The sequence below is a fragment of the Brevibacillus sp. AF8 genome (genome assembly GCF_021270385.1).
GTDB lineage: Bacteria > Bacillota > Bacilli > Brevibacillales > Brevibacillaceae > Brevibacillus.
In genome coordinates this window covers 1-19,130 of sequence record NZ_JAGQDN010000015.1, presented here as the reverse complement: position 1 = coordinate 19,130, position 19,130 = coordinate 1, and the positions used below count along the sequence as shown (strand labels likewise).

The following is a 19,130-nucleotide window of genomic DNA, read 5'->3' as shown; positions in this document are numbered from 1 at the left end:
ACGGTCTTTTTCGTATAAACTCCGCCTCCTCATGGGACATTAACGAGGAAATCGTTAACAATTTTTGGTGCCGATCAGAAAGGAAGTTGAACGTGGAAGATATCGTGATGACCAGAGCCATATTCGGGACGACTATGGCCTTTCACATTATTTTTGCGACCATGGGTGTTGGTCTCCCGCTCATGATCTTGCTGGTGGAGCTCCTCTTTTGGCGGACGCGTGACCGAGATTACGAGATGATGGCCAAACGCTGGACAAAAGCCCAGGCGATCTTATTAGGCGTCGCGATCCCCTCTGGTACGATTGCTGGAGTCCAGCTTTCCCTATTATGGCCTGGATTCATGGAGATTGTCGGCAAGGTGATCTCGCTACCTTTTCAGATCGAAATATTCGCTTTCTTCGTGGAAGCCTTATTTATGTCCATCTACGTTTACGCGGCTCACCGCTTATCCCGCAACATGCGTTTGTTGAGCTTGTTCATGGTTTTGCTTGGTGCGACGGCGTCCGCGATCCTGATTACGAATGTCCACGCCTTTGAAGGCACGCCAACTGGCTTTCGGATGGTCGATGGGCAAATCGTCGACGTGGACCCTTGGAAAGCTTTTTTTAATCCCAGCTTTTTCGTGACGGCAGGTCATGTAACTGTCTCTGCTTATATGACGGGGGCATTCATCGTCGCTGGTGTAGCAGCGTGGAAAATGCTGCGCGCTGAAAAAGGCAGTCGGGTTTATTTGTATCATCAAAAAGCACTCTTGGCCGGTTTAATCGTGGGAGGCACCTTTTCCCTATTAACTGCCTTGAACGGGCATGAATCCGCGCAGCTTTTGCATAAATACCAGCCGGAAAAGCTGGCCGCTGCGGAAGGACTGTTTGAAACACAAGCATATGCCCCACTCGCGATTGGCGGCTTTACCGATCCCGAGACAAAAGAAGTCAAATACGCCATCGAGATTCCATGGGCGCTCAGCTTCCTTGCAGCCAATCGCTTTGACGAGGTCGTAGTCGGTCTGGACGACTTTCCAAAGGAGCTGTGGCCTCCACTCTACATCCATACGTTATTTAACGGGATGGTCATCATCGGTAGCTTGTTGATCTTTGTAGGTTTCATCGGCTTCGCTTGGAAGAAGCTCCTAAAACGATCTCAGTTTCCCCGTTGGGTTCTCTGGATCTTTGTCGCGAGTGGACCGCTCGCCTTGCTAGGCATCGAATTCGGCTGGATTTTTGCCTGCACAGGACGCCAGCCATGGGTGGTGTATCGCGTGATGAAAACAGTTGACGCTGCTACCCAAGCAGCAGGCATTTCTACTCTATTTTGGATTTTTCTCTCGGTGTACGTATTTTTCGCGATCGTCACCCTGCTCGTATTCCGCAGCTATTTTGGCCGCCATCCCTTACAGCTCGATCCGCCAGAACAGCCGAAAGTGGACGGAGGAACGGCATGACCGACACGATTATTGCCATTACGCTGCTCTGGATTTTCGTCGTCATCTATTCCGTCGCAGCCTCCTTCGACTTCGGTGCTGGTTTTTGGTCGATGATCTATTTGAATCGGGAAAAAACCAAAGCCACCCAAATCGCCAATCGCTACCTCTCGCCCTCCTGGGAGGTCGTGAATGTCTTTATCGTGTTAATTGTAGTCGCGCTCGTTACCTTTTTCCCTGGCGCGACCTACACATTGGCAAGCCTGCTGCTTGTTCCCGGATGTCTCGTGGTGTTATTGATGTTGATTCGCAGTACGTTCATGGTGTTTTCTCATCTGATTTACAGGTATGACAAGATGCTCAGCATCGTCTCAGGCGTTACCGGGATATTGGTGCCAGCTCTGTTAATTAGCGTACTTCCTGTGACACAGGGCGGGCTGGCTCGAACGGTCAATGGTGTGGAGTCTCTCGATTGGGGACTCTTTTTGACCAGCCCGCACGTCTATTCTTTTATTGGTCTTGCCGTCAGCAGCACACTCTACCTCTCGTCGCTGCTTCTCGCGGACTATTCCTTCGTCGCAGGTGAAAAGCAAGCCTTCGCCGTCTACCGCCGGGATGCGGTGCTTCTGGGGCCGATTACGCTGCTAGCGGCATTGGTTACCGTGCTGACGATGCAGATAGAGGCAAAATGGCTATATGATCGCATTCTCGATTATTTGCCGTGGCTTATTGCATCGGCGGTCTGTTTTTTCATTAGTTATATCGCTCTTTTGCTGCCTCAAGACCGTCGATACTTCGGCATCCATCTTCCGCGGATTGCGGTCATTGTCGCCACAACGCAATATCTGCTCGCCAGCTATGCCTACGGTGCAGCACGCCTCCCCTACATCGTCTATCCCCATGTGACGATTGAGTCCAGCTTTACACACCCGGATACGTTCCACGCTCTGTTCATTTGTTACTTGGTCGGCTTTGCGATTCTCGTACCCGGTTTTATTTATTTCTGGCGTCTGTTTATGAGGGACGAGCAGTATGTACGGCAAAAATAGCATTTTCGCGATACGCAAAAGGAAAGAGGCTTCGCCCTGATATGGCGGAGCCCCTTTTTTTTTGTTCAGTCAGAAGCACGATCAGAAGATTTTCTCTTCCTCCAGCATCATTTTTTGCTCAAACGGCGCCGTTAGCACGATCAATGTATAGGAGAAGCCGAAATCCCCAGTGCGTTCCGAGAAGGCAACCAATTCCTCCGTCGACCTTGTTACCACTTTCAGCATGTAGTTATACTCCCCACTGATCCGGTACATGTCTGTCACTTCCGGCGATTGCTTGCAGAAATCGATGAACGCCGCACATTGCTTGGTGCGGAACATGACAAAAGCAGTCGTGTGCTTACCGAGTTTTTCCTGAGAGATCGACGCGCGGTAGCCCGTAATGATTCCCTGCTCCTCGAGACGACGGACCCGCTCCTTCACGGCAGGCTGCGTCATCCCGATGATTCTCCCCAGCTCCGCGAATGGTATCCGCGAATTTTCGTGCAACAAGCTCATGATTTTGTAATCGATTTGGTCCACGCAGATCATCCTTTCAAATCCATAAGCGTTTCCTGCCAATTAACTTGTATATAGAAAGCCATTCATCACAAACACCTTGGTTCATGTATGTAAATTATAGAAATCGTTTCGTAAAATGTCACTACGTCAATTTTGTTAGCTTGAGGAGTGAACCACCTTGTCTAAAAAATTTTTAATCCTATTGCTGGCCTTGGGAGAATTCATGATTGGCACAGCTGAATCAATCGTAACTGGAATCATCGGCATGATCGCAGATGACACCCATGTCTCCCTCTCTCTCGCTGGTCAGTTAGTGACCGCCTTTTCCCTTGCCTTTGCCTTTGGAGCTCCGGTCTTGATCGCGCTCACCGCCGGAGTAGAACGCAAAAAGCTCATCCTTTGGACGCTGTTTTCATTCATAGCCGCAAACCTGCTCGCATCCATAAGCCCGAGCTTCTCGCTGTTGATGGTATCCCGCATTCTGCTGGGGCTTTGTGGAGGCATCTACACCGTGGTAGCTCTCTCGCAAGCAGCCAATATGGCCTCCCCAGAGAAAAAAGGCAGCTCCATCGCGATCATCCTCATGGGCTTCAGCCTCTCGCTCGTGCTTGGGGTTCCACTTGGCACCATGCTGGGAGACATCTGGGGATGGCGCCCTGTTTTCGCGCTCATTGCCGTCCTGACACTCGTTCCCTTCTTCGCTATCTTGGCCTATTTGCCGAAGCAGCAGGGGGAAGAGGCTGTCCCGCTACGCAAACAGTTGGCCGCACTCCGCAACAAACGGGTGATTCATGCGCTATTTATCTCTTTGTTCTTTGTCACAGGGTATTCCACCGTCTATACCTACATTACTCCGCTTCTACAGAGCACTTCCGCCATGACGACTGCTTGGGTAAGCACCACGCTTTTCTTGGCAGGCCTCGCTAGTGTGGCTGGCTCGCGGATCGGAGGCGTCTCCACCGACAAATGGGGGATTCGCCTTACGCTGTATGTCAGCTTGCTTCTTCACGCAGTCATCCTGCTGATGCTGCCGCTGTCTTCGCAACTGTTCATGGGGGCAATCATCACCGTTATGTTCTGGGTCGCTGCCGTGCAAACCACCGTTCCAGCCCAGCAGTATTATTTGATCACGCTGTCCCCTCACTCTTCGCAGGTGGCCCTCAGCATGAACACCTCGGTTTTTCAGCTTGGACTGGCGCTAGGTGCAGGTCTCGGTGGGGGGATCGTAGACCATGTAGGTATTGCTCACATCAGCTGGGTCGGCGGTCTGCTCGTCCTCGTCGGCTTTGGCTTTGCATGGGCTTCATTTGCTCAGGAAAAAAGGCAGGAAAGCTTGCAAGCGTAAAAACGTAAACATTGCATTGGAGACGAGAAAAACCCGCCAAGGCTTTAACGCCCGAGCGGGTTTACTTTTTTCATCATTCCATCGACTAAACCAACGCTGGCTTTTTCGCAAGCATCGTGCCTTCCTGCGCGTAACGTACATGCCAGGAGAATGCCTTTTCCAGTACATGCGGGGTGTGCCCGCCACGTGTGAGTGCTTCCTCATAGTATGCCATCAATTGATCGCGGTACATCGGATGCGCACAATTCTCGATAATTTTGATGGCTCTTTGACGCGGAGCCAAGCCTCTCAAGTCAGCCAAGCCTTGCTCAGTGACGATAATATCGACATCGTGCTCGGTATGATCCACATGGGAGGCAAACGGAACGATGCTCGAAATGTTTCCACCTTTGGCAATCGACTTGGTTACGAAGATGCCCAGACGTGCGTTGCGAGCAAAATCACCAGAGCCGCCGATGCCGTTCATCATTCGTGTACCCGACACGTTGGTCGAGTTGACGTTGCCGTAGATGTCCGCTTCAATCGCTGTATTGATCGCAATCAGACCGAGGCGGCGAATCAGCTCCGGATGGTTCGTGATTTCTTGCGGACGCAACAGCAGCTTGTCACGGTATTGGGCAAAATTTTCGGTGACATGCTTCATCTTATCAGCCGTCAGCGTGATCGAACAGCCTGAGGCAAACGAAATTTTACCTGCATCAAGCAAATCAAACACCGCATCCTGCAACACTTCTGAGAAAACTGTCAGATCCGTGAATTCCGAATCCAAAAATCCGTTGAAAACCGCATTCGCTACCGATCCGATTCCTGATTGCAATGGCGCGAGATTGTTCGGCAAGCGTCCCTCTTTTACCTCCTGACGCAAAAACTCGATCAGATGTGCCGCAATCTGCGCCGTTTCTTCGTCCGGCTCCACAATTGTCGACGGAGAATCCAACTGATTCGTCAGGACAATCCCTTTTACTTTATTCGGATCGACCGGGATCCCTGCTGTGCCTATGCGCTGATCCACAGACGTGAGCGGAATCGGTTCACGCTCTCCTTGTTTTGCGGGTGTATAAATATCATGAATGCCTTCCAATTCCACCGATTGAGCCATATTCAACTCAATGATGACATGCTTGGCATTTTCCACGAAAATATTAGAATTCCCCACGGACGTAGCCGGAATGATCATACCCTCTTCTGTAATTGCAACCGCTTCCACAATCGCGTAATCAATTGCGTCAATCGCTCCCTGACGAATTGCTTCCGCTGTATGCGACAAATGCTGGTCAACGAACATCATGCTACCATCGTTGATTTTTTTGCGCATAACCGGATCTGCTTGAAAAGGCAATCGCTTGTTGATGATCCCCGCTTCCGCCATAACGGCATCTACATCGGAGCCGAGTGATGCTCCTGTATATACGTTTACGCCAAAAGGCTTGTTCTCTTTTTTCGCCAACTCAGCCAATGCGAGCGGCACGACTTTGGCATCACCAGCACGCGTGAAACCACTTAACCCGATCGTCATGCCATTCTCAATCCATCCTGCTGCTACCTCAGCCGTCACGATTTTATCTGCCAGTCGTTTATCGCGTAAGCGCTCCCACATCATTGTGACCTCCCATGCCATCTTTATTGCCTTTACACTAGCACAAGGATTCTGAGCGGGCACTCGATTTTCAACAAAACAGAATTTTTACGCGGCTATCAAGAAAAAACGGCAGCGAATCATTCTCATTTGTCAGATATTTCAGAAGCCGAGCAATTGCCGAAACGAGCTGGCGTACGACTGACTCACAGGAACTCTTGTCTTTTGCTTGTCCTTCATCTCCAATAAAAACGTCGAATGAAAATGCGGATGAATAAAGCCGATCGATTCCATATTGACGAAATACGACCGATGACAGCGCACAAATCGCTCTTTCGGGAGCATGTACTCGAGTTCAGCCATGTTGTATTTGTTCGCATATGATCCGCTAGCCGTATGCAGAAGCGTTTTTCCTTCATGAGAGCTGATATAGACGATCTCCGTTAATGGTATGGGCAGCCAGCCGTCCTCCCCTTTTCCGATCAAAAACGATAGACGCGGCTCCGGATTTGTGAGCGGAACGTTTTGAGGTGGATAGATGGCGGTAATACAGCCCATGACCTGACCATTTCGCACTAATGGAAGCGAGAGTCCGTAGTACGGCACGCCAAAAATACGACTCTCCACCTGATGCCCCACTTTTCCCATTTCCATGAGCGCTTGATGTGTAGCCGAGCCAATGGGAACGAGATCCCCTGGCGTAATTTTCAAGTCAATATTGGAACTCGGTTGATAGTACAAGTATTGTGAGCCGTCCGAGATCGCAATCGATACCCCGTCCGGCAAGACTTCCCCAATCATTTGCAGCACCTCTGGAACCAATCTGTCCTCCATGCTGATTCCTCCTGCTCCTGTTATTGCTTTCCTATGTTCTTACTTCTAATTTCTATTAAAACACATTTCCCCACCCGCAAATCAATCCTTGTCTTTCCTCTCTATACAAGCGAATCCATCCGATTACAGCCAGGCATTGTGCTATCATGAGATTACAAAACATTCACGATTGTTTGAGCAAAGGCGGTGCAGCATGGACCACACCATTGTCTTGATAGCAAAAGGAACGGACACTCTCGAATTTTTGTTAAAAGAACTAAGGGCTTATTTCGAGCCGTATTGCAAAGTCATCGGCTATGCCAGCCATGAGCACATTCCCGATTTGAGCGGAGTCGATCATGTCTTTATCACAACCAAATCCCCAGAGCTATACACCGTTGCCCGTCAAGCTGTTGCTGACTCCGTACCCATCACGGTTTTAAATCGTTTTTTCGAGCTGCGCAAAATGAAAGCGCTGATGCAGATTCCTCCGGGGACGACCGTCCCTGTCATGAACAATTCGCCAGTTTCCGCACAGGAGGTCATCCAAAACTTATTGGAGGCGAACGTCGATCATTTGAATTACGTCCCCTTTCACCCTGGCTGCACATTTGATGATCTCGAATTTCAATACGCCATCATTATGAGCGTTCCTGACGTACCTCTTCCTCCTCACGTAGAGGTAATTGATCTCGGTTTTCGCAAAATCAGCATTCATGACCTGATTGATACCGGTCGCAAGGTAGGCGTGCCCAGTGAATGGGAGCGCGAGTACTTGTCTGCCTTCATCGTAGAAATGTCTGAGCTCGCGAAAATGCTCGGCACCTCCTACGCAGAGGTACAGAAGCTCAATAGCCAGCTGCAATCTACCTTTCAGGCAGTCAAAGACCCCGTGATCGCTTGCAACGAACAAGGTCTGATTACGTTTATTAACGACGTCGCCGTTGAGTTGTTTTGTCCACAGGCATCCTCAATTGTTGGACAACCGTACACGGTGTTGAAGGAGCACAGCTTGCTGCAGCCCTTTTTTGAGCAGGAAGATCTGGAGGACGCTCTCGTAACCATTGATCACAAGCAATTTATCGTCAGCAGTCAAAGTATACGCCGCAGGCATGAGCATTTAGGCTTCGTTTGTACACTAAAAGACGTGACCGAAATCCAACGGTTGCGAACCACGCTCACCTTGCGCGGCCATACAGCCACCTATTCCTTTTCCGATATCAAAGGACAAAGCCAACCACTGCTCCAAGCCATCGAGCTCGGCAAAAAAATGGCAAAAAACAATCAAACGATCCTGCTGACAGGTGAAAACGGAACGGGAAAAGAGCTGTTCGCCCATGCCATTCATCAGCACTCGCTACGCAAAAACGGCCCCTTTGTCGCAATCAACTGTGCCTCCTTGCCGGAAAACCTGCTGGAGAGCGAGCTGTTCGGCTACGAAGACGGTGCCTTTACAGGAGCACGAAAAGGCGGAAAGCCCGGCCTGTTTGAACAAGCAGACGGCGGGACGATTTTTCTCGATGAGGTCGGGGACATCTCTGGAGCCATTCAGGTCAAGCTACTTCGCGTGCTGCAAGAAAAGCAGGTCATCCGCGTGGGCGGTACAGGCATTCTCTCTGTGGATTGCCGCATCATCGCAGCTACCAATCGCAATTTGGAAGACGCTGTTTCCCAAGGAAGCTTTCGTGAGGACCTGTTCTATCGTCTAGCTGTCCTGCCGATCCAAATTCCCGCTTTGCGTGAGCGAATCAGCGATATTCCCCTTCTCATCGATGAGCATCTGGAGCAGCAAGGCATTCGCAAAACATGGTCGCCAGAAGTGATGGAGCTATTCAATCGCCATGATTGGCGGGGGAACATTCGCGAACTGAAAAATGTCGTCGACTATGCCATTACAGTCAGCGAGCATCCTGTCATCGGCATTCAGGACCTCCCCAAACGATTGACGGATAGCCTGTTTCAAAAGCAGCAAACAGCTTCTATCCCTAAATTGGACGACAACCGCGACCTGGATATTTTGTATTGCTTGCATCATTATTACGTATCCAACAAACCAGTCGGTCGTTATCAATTGGCGCACTCCCCTGAGCTACAATCCGTAGGCTGGACGGAGAGCGCACTACGACACAAGCTAAAACTGCTAGAGCAGCAAGGTTTGGTGCGTTCAGGCACAACCCGACAAGGAACCTCCATCACCCCCGCGGGTATTGAATTGTTGCGAAAACACGGGCGGATTTAACTTCCGCCCAATGAATAATAGGATGTATTAGGCTGCATAAAACCTAATAAACATTCCTAAAGCTCGTTTTCTGCCCTTACCTTGCCTATGAAAATCCACTAAAAACGCTTATATTCGGGAAATTTCGACACTTGGCACGACCCTTGCTTGTCATAAGCAAAAAAAAGCGAGGTGACCTCATGTCTACACATCCATTGAAACCTGCAAAGAAACGTTTTTCTGTGCCGCATACCTATGCCATCCTCTTTATCATCATCATTTTGGCAGCCCTGGCTTCCTACGTGCTCCCGGCTGGTGAGTTCGATCGCGTCAAGGACGCTGCCTCAGGCAAAACCATCGTCGTCAACGGCAGCTACCATCCTGTAGAAAGTGATCCGGTCTCGTTCTTTGACATGTTCAAAGCGATTCCAGAAGGGATGCAAAAAGGAGCGCAAATCATTTTCTACATCTTTATTGTAAGCGGTGTATTCGGAATCATCCGCCAGACCGGAGCGATTGAGGCCGGGATCAATAAAGGTGTCCGACACTTGGAGGGTCGGGAAAAGCTGCTCATTCCTGCTTCCATGTTCCTCTTCTCCATCGGTGGCTTCACGATGGGAATGGCAGAAGAAAGCATCATCTTCGTTCCAATCGGTATCGCGCTGGCTCGTGCGATGGGCTTTGATGCCGTAACAGGGACAGCCATGATCACCATGGGAGCTGCAGCCGGCTTCATGGGCGGGATGATCAATCCATTTACGGTTGGGGTGGCGCAGTCGCTCGCGCAATTGCCGCTCTTCTCTGGTCTTACCTTCCGCGCTGTTGTGTATGTCTTCGTGCTCGCTTTTGCCATCTGGTACGTCATGCGTTATGCGTATCGTGTCAAAGCTGACCCGACCAAGAGCGTGCTATATGGCGTAGAGAATCACGCTAGTCAAGAACAGGCAGCAGTAGACATCCCCGATTTGAATGCGCGTCACAAGCTCGTGTTCCTGGTAATGGTCTGTGGCCTCGCCTTCAACGTATACGGTGTATTCAAGTACGAATGGTTCCTGACAGAGCTTACCGCTTCCTTCCTGATCATGGGCCTGGTTGCTGGTCTCGTCGGAGGTTTGTCGGTCAATACGCTGTTTGATTCCTTCGTTGCTGGTGCGAGAGCCGTTACGTTTGGCGCGCTGATCGTAGGTTTTGCCCGCGCGATCACGGTCGTCCTGGAAGACGGAAAAATTATCGATACGATGATTAACAGTCTGACTTCAGCGATTGGTCATTTGCCAGATGCCGTTAACGTCCTGGCCATGTTTGTGATTCAAGCCTTTCTCAATCTCTTTATCTCTTCCGGTAGTGGACAGGCAGCGACAACCATGCCGATCATGGTGCCGATTGCGGATCTGCTCGGCATCCAACGTCAGATAGCGGTTCTTGCCTTCCAATACGGCGATGCGGTAACCAACTCCATTATCCCGACTTCTTCTGCGTTGATGGGTTATCTGGCTGTTGCAGGCATTCCGTATGAGAAATGGGTCAAATTCATTTGGAAGCTGCTAGCTGGTTGGGCCATTATCGCTTCGATCGCGCTCATTGTAGCAGTGACAATCGGCGTTTCGTAACAAATAAGCTTTTCACAAAAATGGCTGCGTCAATTGGATTGGCGTAGCCTTCGCTTCACTTACCGACTACTCACGAACAAACCGATGGAGGAACCATGCGCACAACGATCAAACAATTGCAGCCCGCCATTTTTTCTCTATACGAGCATTTACACCAGCATCCAGAGATCAGCTGGGAGGAAATCCAAACCACCTCGTTTATCGCTGACTTCTTGAAAAAACACAATTGCCGCGTCACTACCTTTGACGACGTGACGGGTGTTGTTGGCGAATGGGGCGATCTGACGCCAGGAAAATTCACTGTAGGCGTACGGGCAGACATGGACGCACTCTGGCAAGAAGTAAACGGCGTCTTTACTGCGAACCATTCCTGCGGACACGATGCGCATATGACCATGGCATTAGGCGTCCTGATGGTGCTGCAAGCAATGGACGTCCAGCTCCCTGGGCGCCTGAAGCTCATTTTCCAACCAGCAGAAGAAAGCGGAAATGGCGCACTCGCGATGGTGAACAAGAAAGTAGTGGACGATATTGATTTTCTGTACGGCGTCCACCTTCGTCCCATCCAGGAAATCCCGTGCGGCACAGCTGCTTCTGCTATCCTGCACGGGGCGGCGGGTACAGTATTCGGGCAAATCAAGGGTGCCGATGCTCATGGTGCACGACCTCACCTCGGAGTCAACGCTATCGAGGTAGCCGCTGCGATTGTCGAGCAGTTAAAAGGCATTCATCTCGACCCGCTCGTCCCTTATTCTGTCAAAATGACGCAGCTTTCTGCCGGTAGCAAAAGCAGCAATATCATTCCGGGCTCGGCACAGTTCCACTTGGACCTGCGTGCACAGACGAATGAAGTCATTCACGCCCTCTTTGCCCGTGTCGAGCACATTTTGCAGCACGTTTCCCGTCTCTATGAAGTTGAGCTGTCTTACGAGATCACCGAACGCGTCTATGCGGCGGAAGTGAACGAAGAAGCGAGACTGATCATGGCCGATGCCATTACCCAAACCTTGGGGACAGAGAAGCTCGAACCGCCGATCCAGACACCAGGCGCGGAAGACTTCCACTATTACACAAAAGAACGTCCACAGCTTCGCGCGACCATGCTTGGTTTAGGCTGTGGCCTGACACCAGGACTTCATCATCCGCAGATGACTTTTGAAAAAGAAGCACTGCTAGACGGCATCGAGATTTTGGCAAGAACGGTACTGAAAACGTTTGAGCGACAATCCATATGAACGATTGAGGAGAGATGAACATGAAAATCGAACGCGTGGACCTGCAACGAATCAAAATTCCGTTGAATTCCCCTTTTGAAACGAGCATGGGAGTTGAAACCCACAAGGAATGCATTCTCGTGCGTGCATACAGCGGTGCCCATGTCGGCTTCGGCGAAAGCGTCGCGATGGACGTCCCCGTCTACAACGAGGAAGATGTCGATACGGTCTGGTACATGCTAGAAAAGTATTTGATCCCGCAGCTGTTTTCACGGGAGATCGAGCATCCTGATGACGTATCCCGCCTCTTCTCCTGGATGCGCCGCAACCACATGGCCAAAGCCGCTTTGGAAGGTGCCGTCTGGGACTTGTACGCCAAAATGAACGGCCTCTCCCTCTCCCAAGCATTGGGCGGAACTCGCACGACGATTGACGTCGGTGTGAGTATCGGAATTGAACCGACCATCGAAAAACTGCTGCAACGGGTAGAGGGCTTCATCCGTGACGGTTACAAAAAGATCAAAGTGAAAATCAAGCCGGGCTTTGATGTCGAGCCAATGCGTGCGATCCGCAACACATTTGGACCAGACGTTCCACTGATGGCGGACGCAAACTCTGCGTATACGCTGGCAGACATGGAGATGCTGAAGGCTTTGGATGGCTTTGGTTTGATCATGATTGAACAGCCGTTGGCTCATGATGACATCATCGACCATGCCACCTTGCAAAGAGAGCTGAAAACACCGATCTGCCTCGACGAAAGTATCCATACGGTGGAAGATGCCCGCAAAGCACTCGAGCTCGGCAGTTGCCGGATTATCAACATCAAGATCGGTCGCGTAGGTGGTCTGACCGACGCCAAGAAGATTCATGACCTGTGTGCGACACGCGGCGTACCTGTATGGTGCGGAGGAATGCTGGAGGCAGGAATTGGACGCGCGCACAACATCGCGATGGCCTCGCTTAGCAACTTCACGATTGCCGGCGACACATCCCCTTCGCATCGTTACTTTGCAGAAGATATCGTGACACCTGTCATCGATTTTGCAGCACCTGGTATGCTGGCTGTACCGACAACCCCAGGGATCGGTTTTGACATCAATGAGTCTGCCATTCGCAATGCCCTGATCGAGCATAAGAGCTACTATGCAAATCGAGAATCTACTACGACTGTCATTCCTACCTGGTAGACGACACTCATTCGAAGTGAAAAAGAACAGAGAGTGCCCATTGGCCTCCCTGTTCTTTTTATTTGTGCGATTTTATTAATCCGTAATCGTCAAAAGCTTGCACAAATTCCGCTCTGCATGAGCTCTCTTCTCTGGTGGAAACCGCTTTAGCAGATCCAGTGCAGCATATGGAAGCTTCAATGCATGCGGATCGCTGTATGTTCTTTCCCAGTACAACGGTGAGAAAATTTCCTCGAACGCTGGCTCCTTCACCTCATCTTCCAAAGTAAACTCAGGGACATGGCGATTCAAATAGATTTGAAGACGATGGTTTACGATACCCGGCTTCACAATATCCTCATAACCGAATCGCTCCAGATCTGTTAACGCATGAGCCTGTGTGATGTTATGGACGACCTCGCTCGCCAAATGATAGCGTACCCCGTTAATATCACGTGGCGGTATAACCAAACGTAGCTCGTCAAACGCCCGCTCTGCCATCTCTGCCGTTGTATGGTAAGGCGCAACTTCGTCGTCTTTGACATCATCAATCGTCATGCCATGGTAATTCTCGATGCCCCAATAACGGTCTTTCCTGTCTTCTGTCGTCGCTTGGAGAATTCTGACCAGGCCATCCACCACAGTCGGAGTGATCATATCAGGGCGTTCGCGCAGTGCTTTTAATGCCAACACACCTAGTGCTAGTCCATGGCCTGAGGTCCGAAGCTGCTTCACATTTTGCTGGAGGCCATCGATGACGTGCTGTAACAAGGAGGGGTCAGCTTGCTCGTCTTGATCTAGTGGAACAAACCATTCAGGCTTTTGCTTGCGGAAGGATTCGCATGTCCGTTCAATGCCCTCTTTTACATGTTCAGGGAGATCGTGCTCACGATCCATGAAGTACCCTGCCAATAAAGCTGCCCCATAATGACCGTCGAACCATCCTGCTACAGCTGCACGTGCCATTCCCGTAATGCCAAGCTCCAAGTAAGAATCAAGTAAACGCATGTAACTTCCTCCTTTTTCGATTTGGTATGTATTCATAATATAACATACATTTTTATTTGTTAAGTATAAAATGAAAAATATCCCAGAACTTCTTTTTATCGAATGCGGCCGATCCAAATTGCTGTTCCAGATGAGAGAAATGCTAAAGGGGCGTCTCTAAGCCGAAAAATCGACTTATGAGACAGCCCCTCTTCGTAATCGAATGGTTTGTGCCTTAAACGGCTGGATCCCGTTTCAAGGCATGGTTGGCTGTAATCATTTGTTTAGAATCCCCACCAGTAACGGTGCATCCCGGTAGCGTATTGGGTGGCAAGCGTTTGACGGAAGGAACTTTGTGCAAGCTGGGATGCGTCACTCGCATTCGTAATAAATCCGGTCTCTCCTAAAGATGCCGGCATGTTTGTGTATTTTAATACGTAAAACTCTGCTGCTTTGACTCCCCTGTCATTTGCAAACGAATTTCTTAATTGGTTGTACGTTTCCGTTGCCAATCGCAAGCTGGTTGTTGATCCGGGGTAATTGTAAGTTTCTACTCCATTGGCCGAGGAAAGGGATGCGGCATTGATATGCATGGAGACAAAAAAATTGGCGTTTTTGGAGTTGGCATAAGAGGCTCGGGTAGACAGAGCAACGGTTGTATCAGAGCTTCGCGTCATGTAAACCGTAGCCGGATAGTTGGCAACGATGTAATTTTTGGATCGAAGGCCTATGTCCAAAGTCAGGTCTTTTTCTTTCAAACCGTTGCCCAATGCTCCTGGATCATCTCCACCGTGTCCAGGGTCGATCACGATGATTGGATTCGCGGCAAGAGTGAAAGATTTTTGGTTAATAACCATTCCTTCGGCTTCTTTCTTCTTTTCCGGGCTGTAATTTTTTGGTGCGGGCGCGCTGTCCCACATAGGCTCGTCGGCAATTTCATTCTCCGCAAATGCGGGAGCGGCCATCCCCGTTAAGCTACAGCAAATGAGTGCAGTCAACAACATTTTTCCTACTTTCATGGTAATTTCTCCTTTATCATTTTTATTTATTCGAAACGACTTACGAATTGAAAAGAAGGCGTAAGTCACTCCAAAACGCCAAAAATTTATTCCTTTGCAAATTCTCAGGCAAAAACAGGTAATTGTTAGATTTCTTCTGTGACTCGAGCCACTTGCGGTACACCACGGATTCTTTCTCTTGATAAATGATTTGCTGTATCTTTTGGCTTACTTCCGGGAGGGTCTGTGTTCTTGGGGGCATGACTTCAGCAGGGAAAAACCAATAGGTCCACTGCTGGCTCTCAAAAGGGCCAACAATCCGCATTACGGGAGAGTGAAACACGGCCTTCGCAATCATCTCGTTATAATTCTCGGACATTTGGGACTGAGCGACCAGTTCATGCAATCCGGCACGCCCCTCGGGATCTTCGCCATATTGCTTCAGCAGGGACTGAAAACGTTCCGCTGATGCGGCTTTCAGCTTGTCCAACAAAAGCTTGTCGCCATTTTTAGCCCGTACATAATAAATGGTGCGCAGTTCGGGAATGCGAAAAGACTCGATTTGTTCCCGGTAAAATCTTTCTACTTCTTCTTGTGTCACCACAACATCCCGAGTCACGATCTTTTTCACTTCAAAACCAATCATCGCCCGTCTTATGTTTTGAATGCTATCCTCTTCCGTCATGTTCATCTGGCGCAACGTTTCTTCACGCTCCGCTTTTGTGCTGCCCAATTGTTTTAATTGTTCTTCAATCAGACGCTCATCCGTCTTCACCCCCATCTTTTTTCCAATATCAAGGATCAATTCTTCCAAGCTCAGTTGTTCCAGCAGCCTTACCTCCTCGTCCGCTGAGTACGCTACCCCTTGGAAATACTTGGGCTTAATTCTTTCCCAATCGTCTCTGCGGAAAAATTGATCGCCAAAAACAAAAAGAAGGGGCTGGTACATCAAAGCCGCATACAAAGAAATGACTCCAAGGAAACCAATCGGTACAAAGAAATAAAGCCATGTTCTTCGTTTTTTCATGTGATCAAGCCATCCTCTCATAAACCAGATGAGGCAAAGTAGATATCCAGCCAGAATTCACTAGATACTTTGGAAGATAATATTACTATATTGAATATATTTCCAAAAAATAAAAATATCTACATGTTTTAGTGCTATTTTCCCTGATTTTTCCTTAGGTCTTAGGAAGTGATTTTCGCCGATTGTTGTCAACAACGATGGTCCTTTCACACCACAAGGCGCAGTCATCCAAGAGGACAACGATACCTTTGGCGGAGTGAACAATGGTTGGCCAGCCAAATAAGAGGGGGCTGTCCCAAAAGGGCAAATCCGCTGAAATTTAAACATCAGGAACATGGATATATCAACGTTTGTGAAATGCAAAAGGGGCGTCTCTAAGCCGAAAAATCGACTTATGAGACAGCCCCTTTTTGTGAGCCATTCTAAATTCTCGAAGCAGCACCCTTATTATGGCCCCATCTGGCCTACGGGATATGTTCTACCATTTTCTTTGCTCAATCCAGCTTAAAATCTACTTCGTCAGTCTCCGGCCGATAATCAACAATCAATCCTCTTCCATTCATATACCACAGCTCATCTTTTTCCATATAAAAAGTGATGCCATCCTCTACTGTCGAAATGCCGATTTCATTCGGCAACTCTTTGGCAATCCCCATCGAGAATGAATCCTGAACCGTACTAACGCCTCCGTATCGGACAAAAAAACGAATGCTGTCTCCTTCTTTGCATCCCCATTCTTCGCGAAACCATGCTACCGCTGCTTTAGTGATCGTCATGTTCATTCGTACAACCACTCCTCTCTGCTTATAGTTTACCTTAATTTAGAGATATTTGAAACATAAAAGTATGTTAAATGGAATTGCTCCACTATTTGAAAAAAGAACCGATTCCCTACGCTTAGGAAAACGGTCCTTTCCATCTTGTTACGGCTTTATTGGAAGTGTAACCAAAAAACTCGTTCCGATACCTACCTCACTGCTGACCTGAATTTTTCCGTGGTGCGCATCCACGATCCATTTGGCAATGGAAAGTCCCAAGCCGGTTCCTTCTGTCGCTCGAGAGCGCATTTTATCCACTCGAAAGAAGCGATCGAACAAATACGGAATATCCTCTTTGGAAATCCCGACCCCACTGTCTTTTACGAGAATCGAAACGCGGCCGCCTTCCTTTTTGCAAGAAACATAAATCTGGCCATCTTCGTTGGTGTACTTCAAGGCATTATCCAGCAAGATGACCATGAGCTGATGCAGACGTTCTTGGTCCCCCACCATCTCAATGGGTTGCTGGATGTCTGTTTCGAGACGAATTTCCCGTGCGATGGCAAGTTGCGCAAAAACCTGGGTGCATTTGATCGCTACTTCGTCTAAGCGCAACGTCTGATTCATGATCTGCAACTCGTTCGAATCACTGCGAGCCAGTGTGAGCAAATCCGACACGAGCCTGCTCAAGCGCTTGGCCTCCTGCATCCCAATCATGATTTTTTCGCTTTCCTGCTCAATTGTATGATCCGGGTGTCTGAAAAGCCTCTCCAGATTGACCATGATGGCCGTGAGCGGCGTCCTCAGCTCATGGGAAGCATCAGCAATAAACTGCTGCTGTTTTTCCCACGAGACTTGGATCGGGATTAGTGCCCTTCTCGCCAAAAACCACCCAGCCACGATCGCAATGACAATACTGATAATGTCGCCGATCACAACAACGTACAGCAAGCTGTCCAGCATGTTTTGCTCAGGTGCCAGATTGTAAATCAGTTGAAACTGGTAAGCGGTCTGTATACGATTGCCTACAACAACCTTTTTCGGAACAGTAACTGTCTGCACGCGGTAGACTTGTCCATTCACTGTTTCCGTTTCAATACCGTCTGCTTTTTCGTTATGCTGGAATTTTGCATACTCCTCTGGCTCCAGCCTGTCACCAAATGCAGTCCCGATGACACGACCAAAGCTATCCCAAACGAGCAAAACATATCGGCGATCCAGATCGTTAAACTTTTTCCTCTCCTGACGGTTGTATGGAAAAGGATCGTCTTCAATTCGGTGGAGTCGAGGCAAAGCATCAACTGCCAGCCTTTGACTGACTTTGGTCATTTCTCTGTCCACCTGCGAATAGAGACGGTACTTCATCGTGTAGTAGACTGCACTCCCCAGCCCGTTCAACAAGAGAAGCACCACTACTACGTTCAACGTGACGAGCCGAATCCTCGTTTTTCGAAACATCATTTGTCTTCCTTTTTCAAAATGTAGCCCACATTACGGATCGTTCGGATGAAGCCTTCGTAAGCACCCAGCTTCTTGCGCAGGTAATGGACATACAAATCGACTACTCCGTAATTTGCTTCTGAATCAATTCCCCATACGCGGTCAAAAATTTGTTGGCGCGTCAAAATTTGCTCCCGATTTTGCAGGAAGTACTTAAGCAGCTCGTACTCCTTCGTGGTGAGCTTCATCGGCTCATCATCAACAAAGCCGTCATATTCATTTATCTTCAGCGACAGAGGACCGTACGCCAGCTCGCCTTCTGTGTTCTGTTTCCCTTGTCGGCGCAAGAGAGCTCTCACTCTCGCCGTCAGTTCTTCGGCCGCAAAAGGCTTGACCAAATAATCATCTGCTCCGGCATCCAATCCCTCGACTCTTGACTCTACGCTATCTTTTGCTGTTAAAAATAAAACCGGCGTCATTATACCTTTTGCACGCAGCGTTCTCACCAATGAAAGACCATCCATTCCTGGCATCATAATGTCCAGGACCAACAAATCGTAGATGCCGCGTTCCGCCAATAATAAGCCATCATCTCCACGGTCTGCCGTATCCACCTGATATCCTTCATCACTCAGGACTCCTGCAATTGTCTGAAGCAGCGCTTTTTCATCCTCCACTGCAAGAATAAGCATATTGATCCCTCTTTCATTTGAAAAAGCTGTATGTCATTCAGCATAGCATAATCGACTGGAATCACAATAATGACCACGCTCGCCGATCTTGGCTGTGCACACGCTCCTTTTATTAGAGCACGTATTTTTTTGAATCAGATTTGTAGGTGCTCGCGGAAATACAAAAAAAGCTGCATTCTCCATTACTTTTACAAGTAATCGGGAATACAGCTTTTCATCTCATTCCTTCAAAACTGAATACGCATGATTGCTAAGAATGTGTGGATAAGTCCTCGACCGATTAGTATTCGTCAGCTCCACGCGTTACCGCGC

At 49.0% G+C, this 19,130-nt stretch carries 16 protein-coding genes; 7 read left to right on the top strand and 9 right to left on the bottom strand.

Annotated elements, in window-relative coordinates:
• Positions 1 to 107: 107 nt before the first annotated feature.
• Together KB186_RS18635 and KB186_RS18630 are read left to right on the top strand one after the other, a co-directional pair.
• On the top strand, positions 108 to 1,442 hold the full coding sequence (locus KB186_RS18635; RefSeq protein ID WP_255688881.1) for a cytochrome ubiquinol oxidase subunit I: 1,335 nt from the start codon (positions 108 to 110) through the stop codon (positions 1,440 to 1,442).
• A complete protein-coding gene (locus KB186_RS18630) occupies positions 1,439 to 2,470 on the top strand; it encodes a cytochrome d ubiquinol oxidase subunit II (RefSeq protein WP_173611814.1) in 1,032 nt (343 codons plus the stop codon). Before KB186_RS18635 ends, KB186_RS18630 begins: the two co-directional genes overlap by 4 nt.
• A gap of 81 nt (positions 2,471 to 2,551) precedes the next feature.
• Here KB186_RS18630 and KB186_RS18625 read toward each other — a convergent pair whose 3' ends face one another.
• Positions 2,552 to 2,992 carry an Lrp/AsnC family transcriptional regulator gene (locus KB186_RS18625; RefSeq protein WP_232774141.1) on the bottom strand — a complete coding sequence of 147 codons (441 nt, stop codon included), beginning with the start codon at positions 2,990 to 2,992 and terminating at the stop codon, positions 2,552 to 2,554.
• Positions 2,993 to 3,149: 157 nt separating this feature from the next.
• On the opposite strand from KB186_RS18625, the gene KB186_RS18620 reads away from it, so the two are divergent.
• Positions 3,150 to 4,316 carry an MFS transporter gene (locus KB186_RS18620; RefSeq protein WP_232774140.1) on the top strand — a complete coding sequence of 389 codons (1,167 nt, stop codon included), beginning with the start codon at positions 3,150 to 3,152 and terminating at the stop codon, positions 4,314 to 4,316.
• An 85-nt stretch (positions 4,317 to 4,401) separates the two neighbouring features.
• Here KB186_RS18620 and KB186_RS18615 read toward each other — a convergent pair whose 3' ends face one another.
• Both KB186_RS18615 and KB186_RS18610 read right to left on the bottom strand, forming a co-directional pair.
• On the bottom strand, positions 4,402 to 5,913 hold the full coding sequence (locus KB186_RS18615) for a succinyl-CoA:acetate CoA-transferase ScpC (protein ID WP_232774187.1): 1,512 nt from the start codon (positions 5,911 to 5,913) through the stop codon (positions 4,402 to 4,404).
• Between the two features lie 141 nt (positions 5,914 to 6,054).
• Positions 6,055 to 6,726 (bottom strand): LytTR family DNA-binding domain-containing protein, encoded by a 672-nt coding sequence (locus tag KB186_RS18610; RefSeq protein WP_173611812.1) that lies wholly within the window; start codon positions 6,724 to 6,726, stop codon positions 6,055 to 6,057.
• A 193-nt stretch (positions 6,727 to 6,919) separates the two neighbouring features.
• Here KB186_RS18610 and KB186_RS18605 point away from each other — a divergent pair, with 193 nt between their 5' ends.
• The 4 genes from KB186_RS18605 (at position 6,920) to menC (ending at position 12,937) form a co-directional block, all read left to right on the top strand.
• Positions 6,920 to 8,944, top strand: coding sequence for a sigma 54-interacting transcriptional regulator (locus KB186_RS18605; protein ID WP_173611811.1), 2,025 nt, complete (start codon positions 6,920 to 6,922; stop codon positions 8,942 to 8,944).
• Between the two features lie 179 nt (positions 8,945 to 9,123).
• On the top strand, positions 9,124 to 10,533 hold the full coding sequence (locus KB186_RS18600; RefSeq protein ID WP_173611810.1) for a YfcC family protein: 1,410 nt from the start codon (positions 9,124 to 9,126) through the stop codon (positions 10,531 to 10,533).
• 95 nt (positions 10,534 to 10,628) lie between these two features.
• Positions 10,629 to 11,768 (top strand): M20 peptidase aminoacylase family protein, encoded by a 1,140-nt coding sequence (locus KB186_RS18595; protein WP_232774139.1) that lies wholly within the window; start codon positions 10,629 to 10,631, stop codon positions 11,766 to 11,768.
• Positions 11,769 to 11,788: 20 nt separating this feature from the next.
• Positions 11,789 to 12,937, top strand: a complete 1,149-nt coding sequence (menC, locus tag KB186_RS18590) for an o-succinylbenzoate synthase (protein ID WP_221866698.1) — start codon at positions 11,789 to 11,791, stop codon at positions 12,935 to 12,937.
• Positions 12,938 to 13,012: 75 nt separating this feature from the next.
• Here the strand turns inward: menC and KB186_RS18585 are convergent, their stop codons facing one another.
• The 6 genes from KB186_RS18585 to KB186_RS18560 all read right to left on the bottom strand — a co-directional run bounded on the left by KB186_RS18585 (position 13,013) and on the right by KB186_RS18560 (position 18,818).
• Entirely contained in the window at positions 13,013 to 13,924 is a 912-nt protein-coding gene (locus KB186_RS18585; protein WP_232774138.1) for a hypothetical protein, read from the bottom strand.
• 263 nt (positions 13,925 to 14,187) lie between these two features.
• Positions 14,188 to 14,922, bottom strand: a complete 735-nt coding sequence (locus KB186_RS18580; RefSeq protein WP_232774137.1) for an N-acetylmuramoyl-L-alanine amidase family protein — start codon at positions 14,920 to 14,922, stop codon at positions 14,188 to 14,190.
• A 40-nt stretch (positions 14,923 to 14,962) separates the two neighbouring features.
• Positions 14,963 to 15,928, bottom strand: coding sequence for a peptidyl-prolyl cis-trans isomerase (locus KB186_RS18575; protein ID WP_232774136.1), 966 nt, complete (start codon positions 15,926 to 15,928; stop codon positions 14,963 to 14,965).
• 494 nt (positions 15,929 to 16,422) lie between these two features.
• Positions 16,423 to 16,710, bottom strand: a complete 288-nt coding sequence (locus KB186_RS18570) for a HesB/YadR/YfhF family protein (RefSeq protein ID WP_087345803.1) — start codon at positions 16,708 to 16,710, stop codon at positions 16,423 to 16,425.
• Positions 16,711 to 16,851: 141 nt separating this feature from the next.
• Positions 16,852 to 18,147: a sensor histidine kinase gene (locus KB186_RS18565; RefSeq protein WP_232774135.1), complete on the bottom strand. Its 1,296-nt coding sequence runs from the start codon at positions 18,145 to 18,147 to the stop codon at positions 16,852 to 16,854.
• On the bottom strand, positions 18,144 to 18,818 hold the full coding sequence (locus KB186_RS18560; RefSeq protein ID WP_173611803.1) for a response regulator transcription factor: 675 nt from the start codon (positions 18,816 to 18,818) through the stop codon (positions 18,144 to 18,146). The genes KB186_RS18565 and KB186_RS18560 overlap by 4 nt, the downstream gene beginning before the upstream one ends.
• Between the last annotated feature and the right edge of the window lie 312 nt (positions 18,819 to 19,130).

Coding starts and splice junctions, on each gene's coding strand:
- KB186_RS18635 (WP_255688881.1), top strand. CDS start 108: ATGACCAGAGCCATATTCGGGACGACTATGGCCTTTCACATTATTTTT.
- KB186_RS18630 (WP_173611814.1), top strand. CDS start 1,439: ATGACCGACACGATTATTGCCATTACGCTGCTCTGGATTTTCGTCGTC.
- KB186_RS18615 (WP_232774187.1), bottom strand. CDS start 5,913: ATGTGGGAGCGCTTACGCGATAAACGACTGGCAGATAAAATCGTGACG.
- KB186_RS18610 (WP_173611812.1), bottom strand. CDS start 6,726: ATGGAGGACAGATTGGTTCCAGAGGTGCTGCAAATGATTGGGGAAGTC.
- KB186_RS18605 (WP_173611811.1), top strand. CDS start 6,920: ATGGACCACACCATTGTCTTGATAGCAAAAGGAACGGACACTCTCGAA.
- KB186_RS18600 (WP_173611810.1), top strand. CDS start 9,124: ATGTCTACACATCCATTGAAACCTGCAAAGAAACGTTTTTCTGTGCCG.
- KB186_RS18595 (WP_232774139.1), top strand. CDS start 10,629: ATGCGCACAACGATCAAACAATTGCAGCCCGCCATTTTTTCTCTATAC.
- menC (WP_221866698.1), top strand. CDS start 11,789: ATGAAAATCGAACGCGTGGACCTGCAACGAATCAAAATTCCGTTGAAT.
- KB186_RS18585 (WP_232774138.1), bottom strand. CDS start 13,924: ATGCGTTTACTTGATTCTTACTTGGAGCTTGGCATTACGGGAATGGCA.
- KB186_RS18580 (WP_232774137.1), bottom strand. CDS start 14,922: ATGAAAGTAGGAAAAATGTTGTTGACTGCACTCATTTGCTGTAGCTTA.
- KB186_RS18575 (WP_232774136.1), bottom strand. CDS start 15,928: ATGAAAAAACGAAGAACATGGCTTTATTTCTTTGTACCGATTGGTTTC.
- KB186_RS18570 (WP_087345803.1), bottom strand. CDS start 16,710: ATGAACATGACGATCACTAAAGCAGCGGTAGCATGGTTTCGCGAAGAA.
- KB186_RS18565 (WP_232774135.1), bottom strand. CDS start 18,147: ATGATGTTTCGAAAAACGAGGATTCGGCTCGTCACGTTGAACGTAGTA.
- KB186_RS18560 (WP_173611803.1), bottom strand. CDS start 18,818: ATGCTTATTCTTGCAGTGGAGGATGAAAAAGCGCTGCTTCAGACAATT.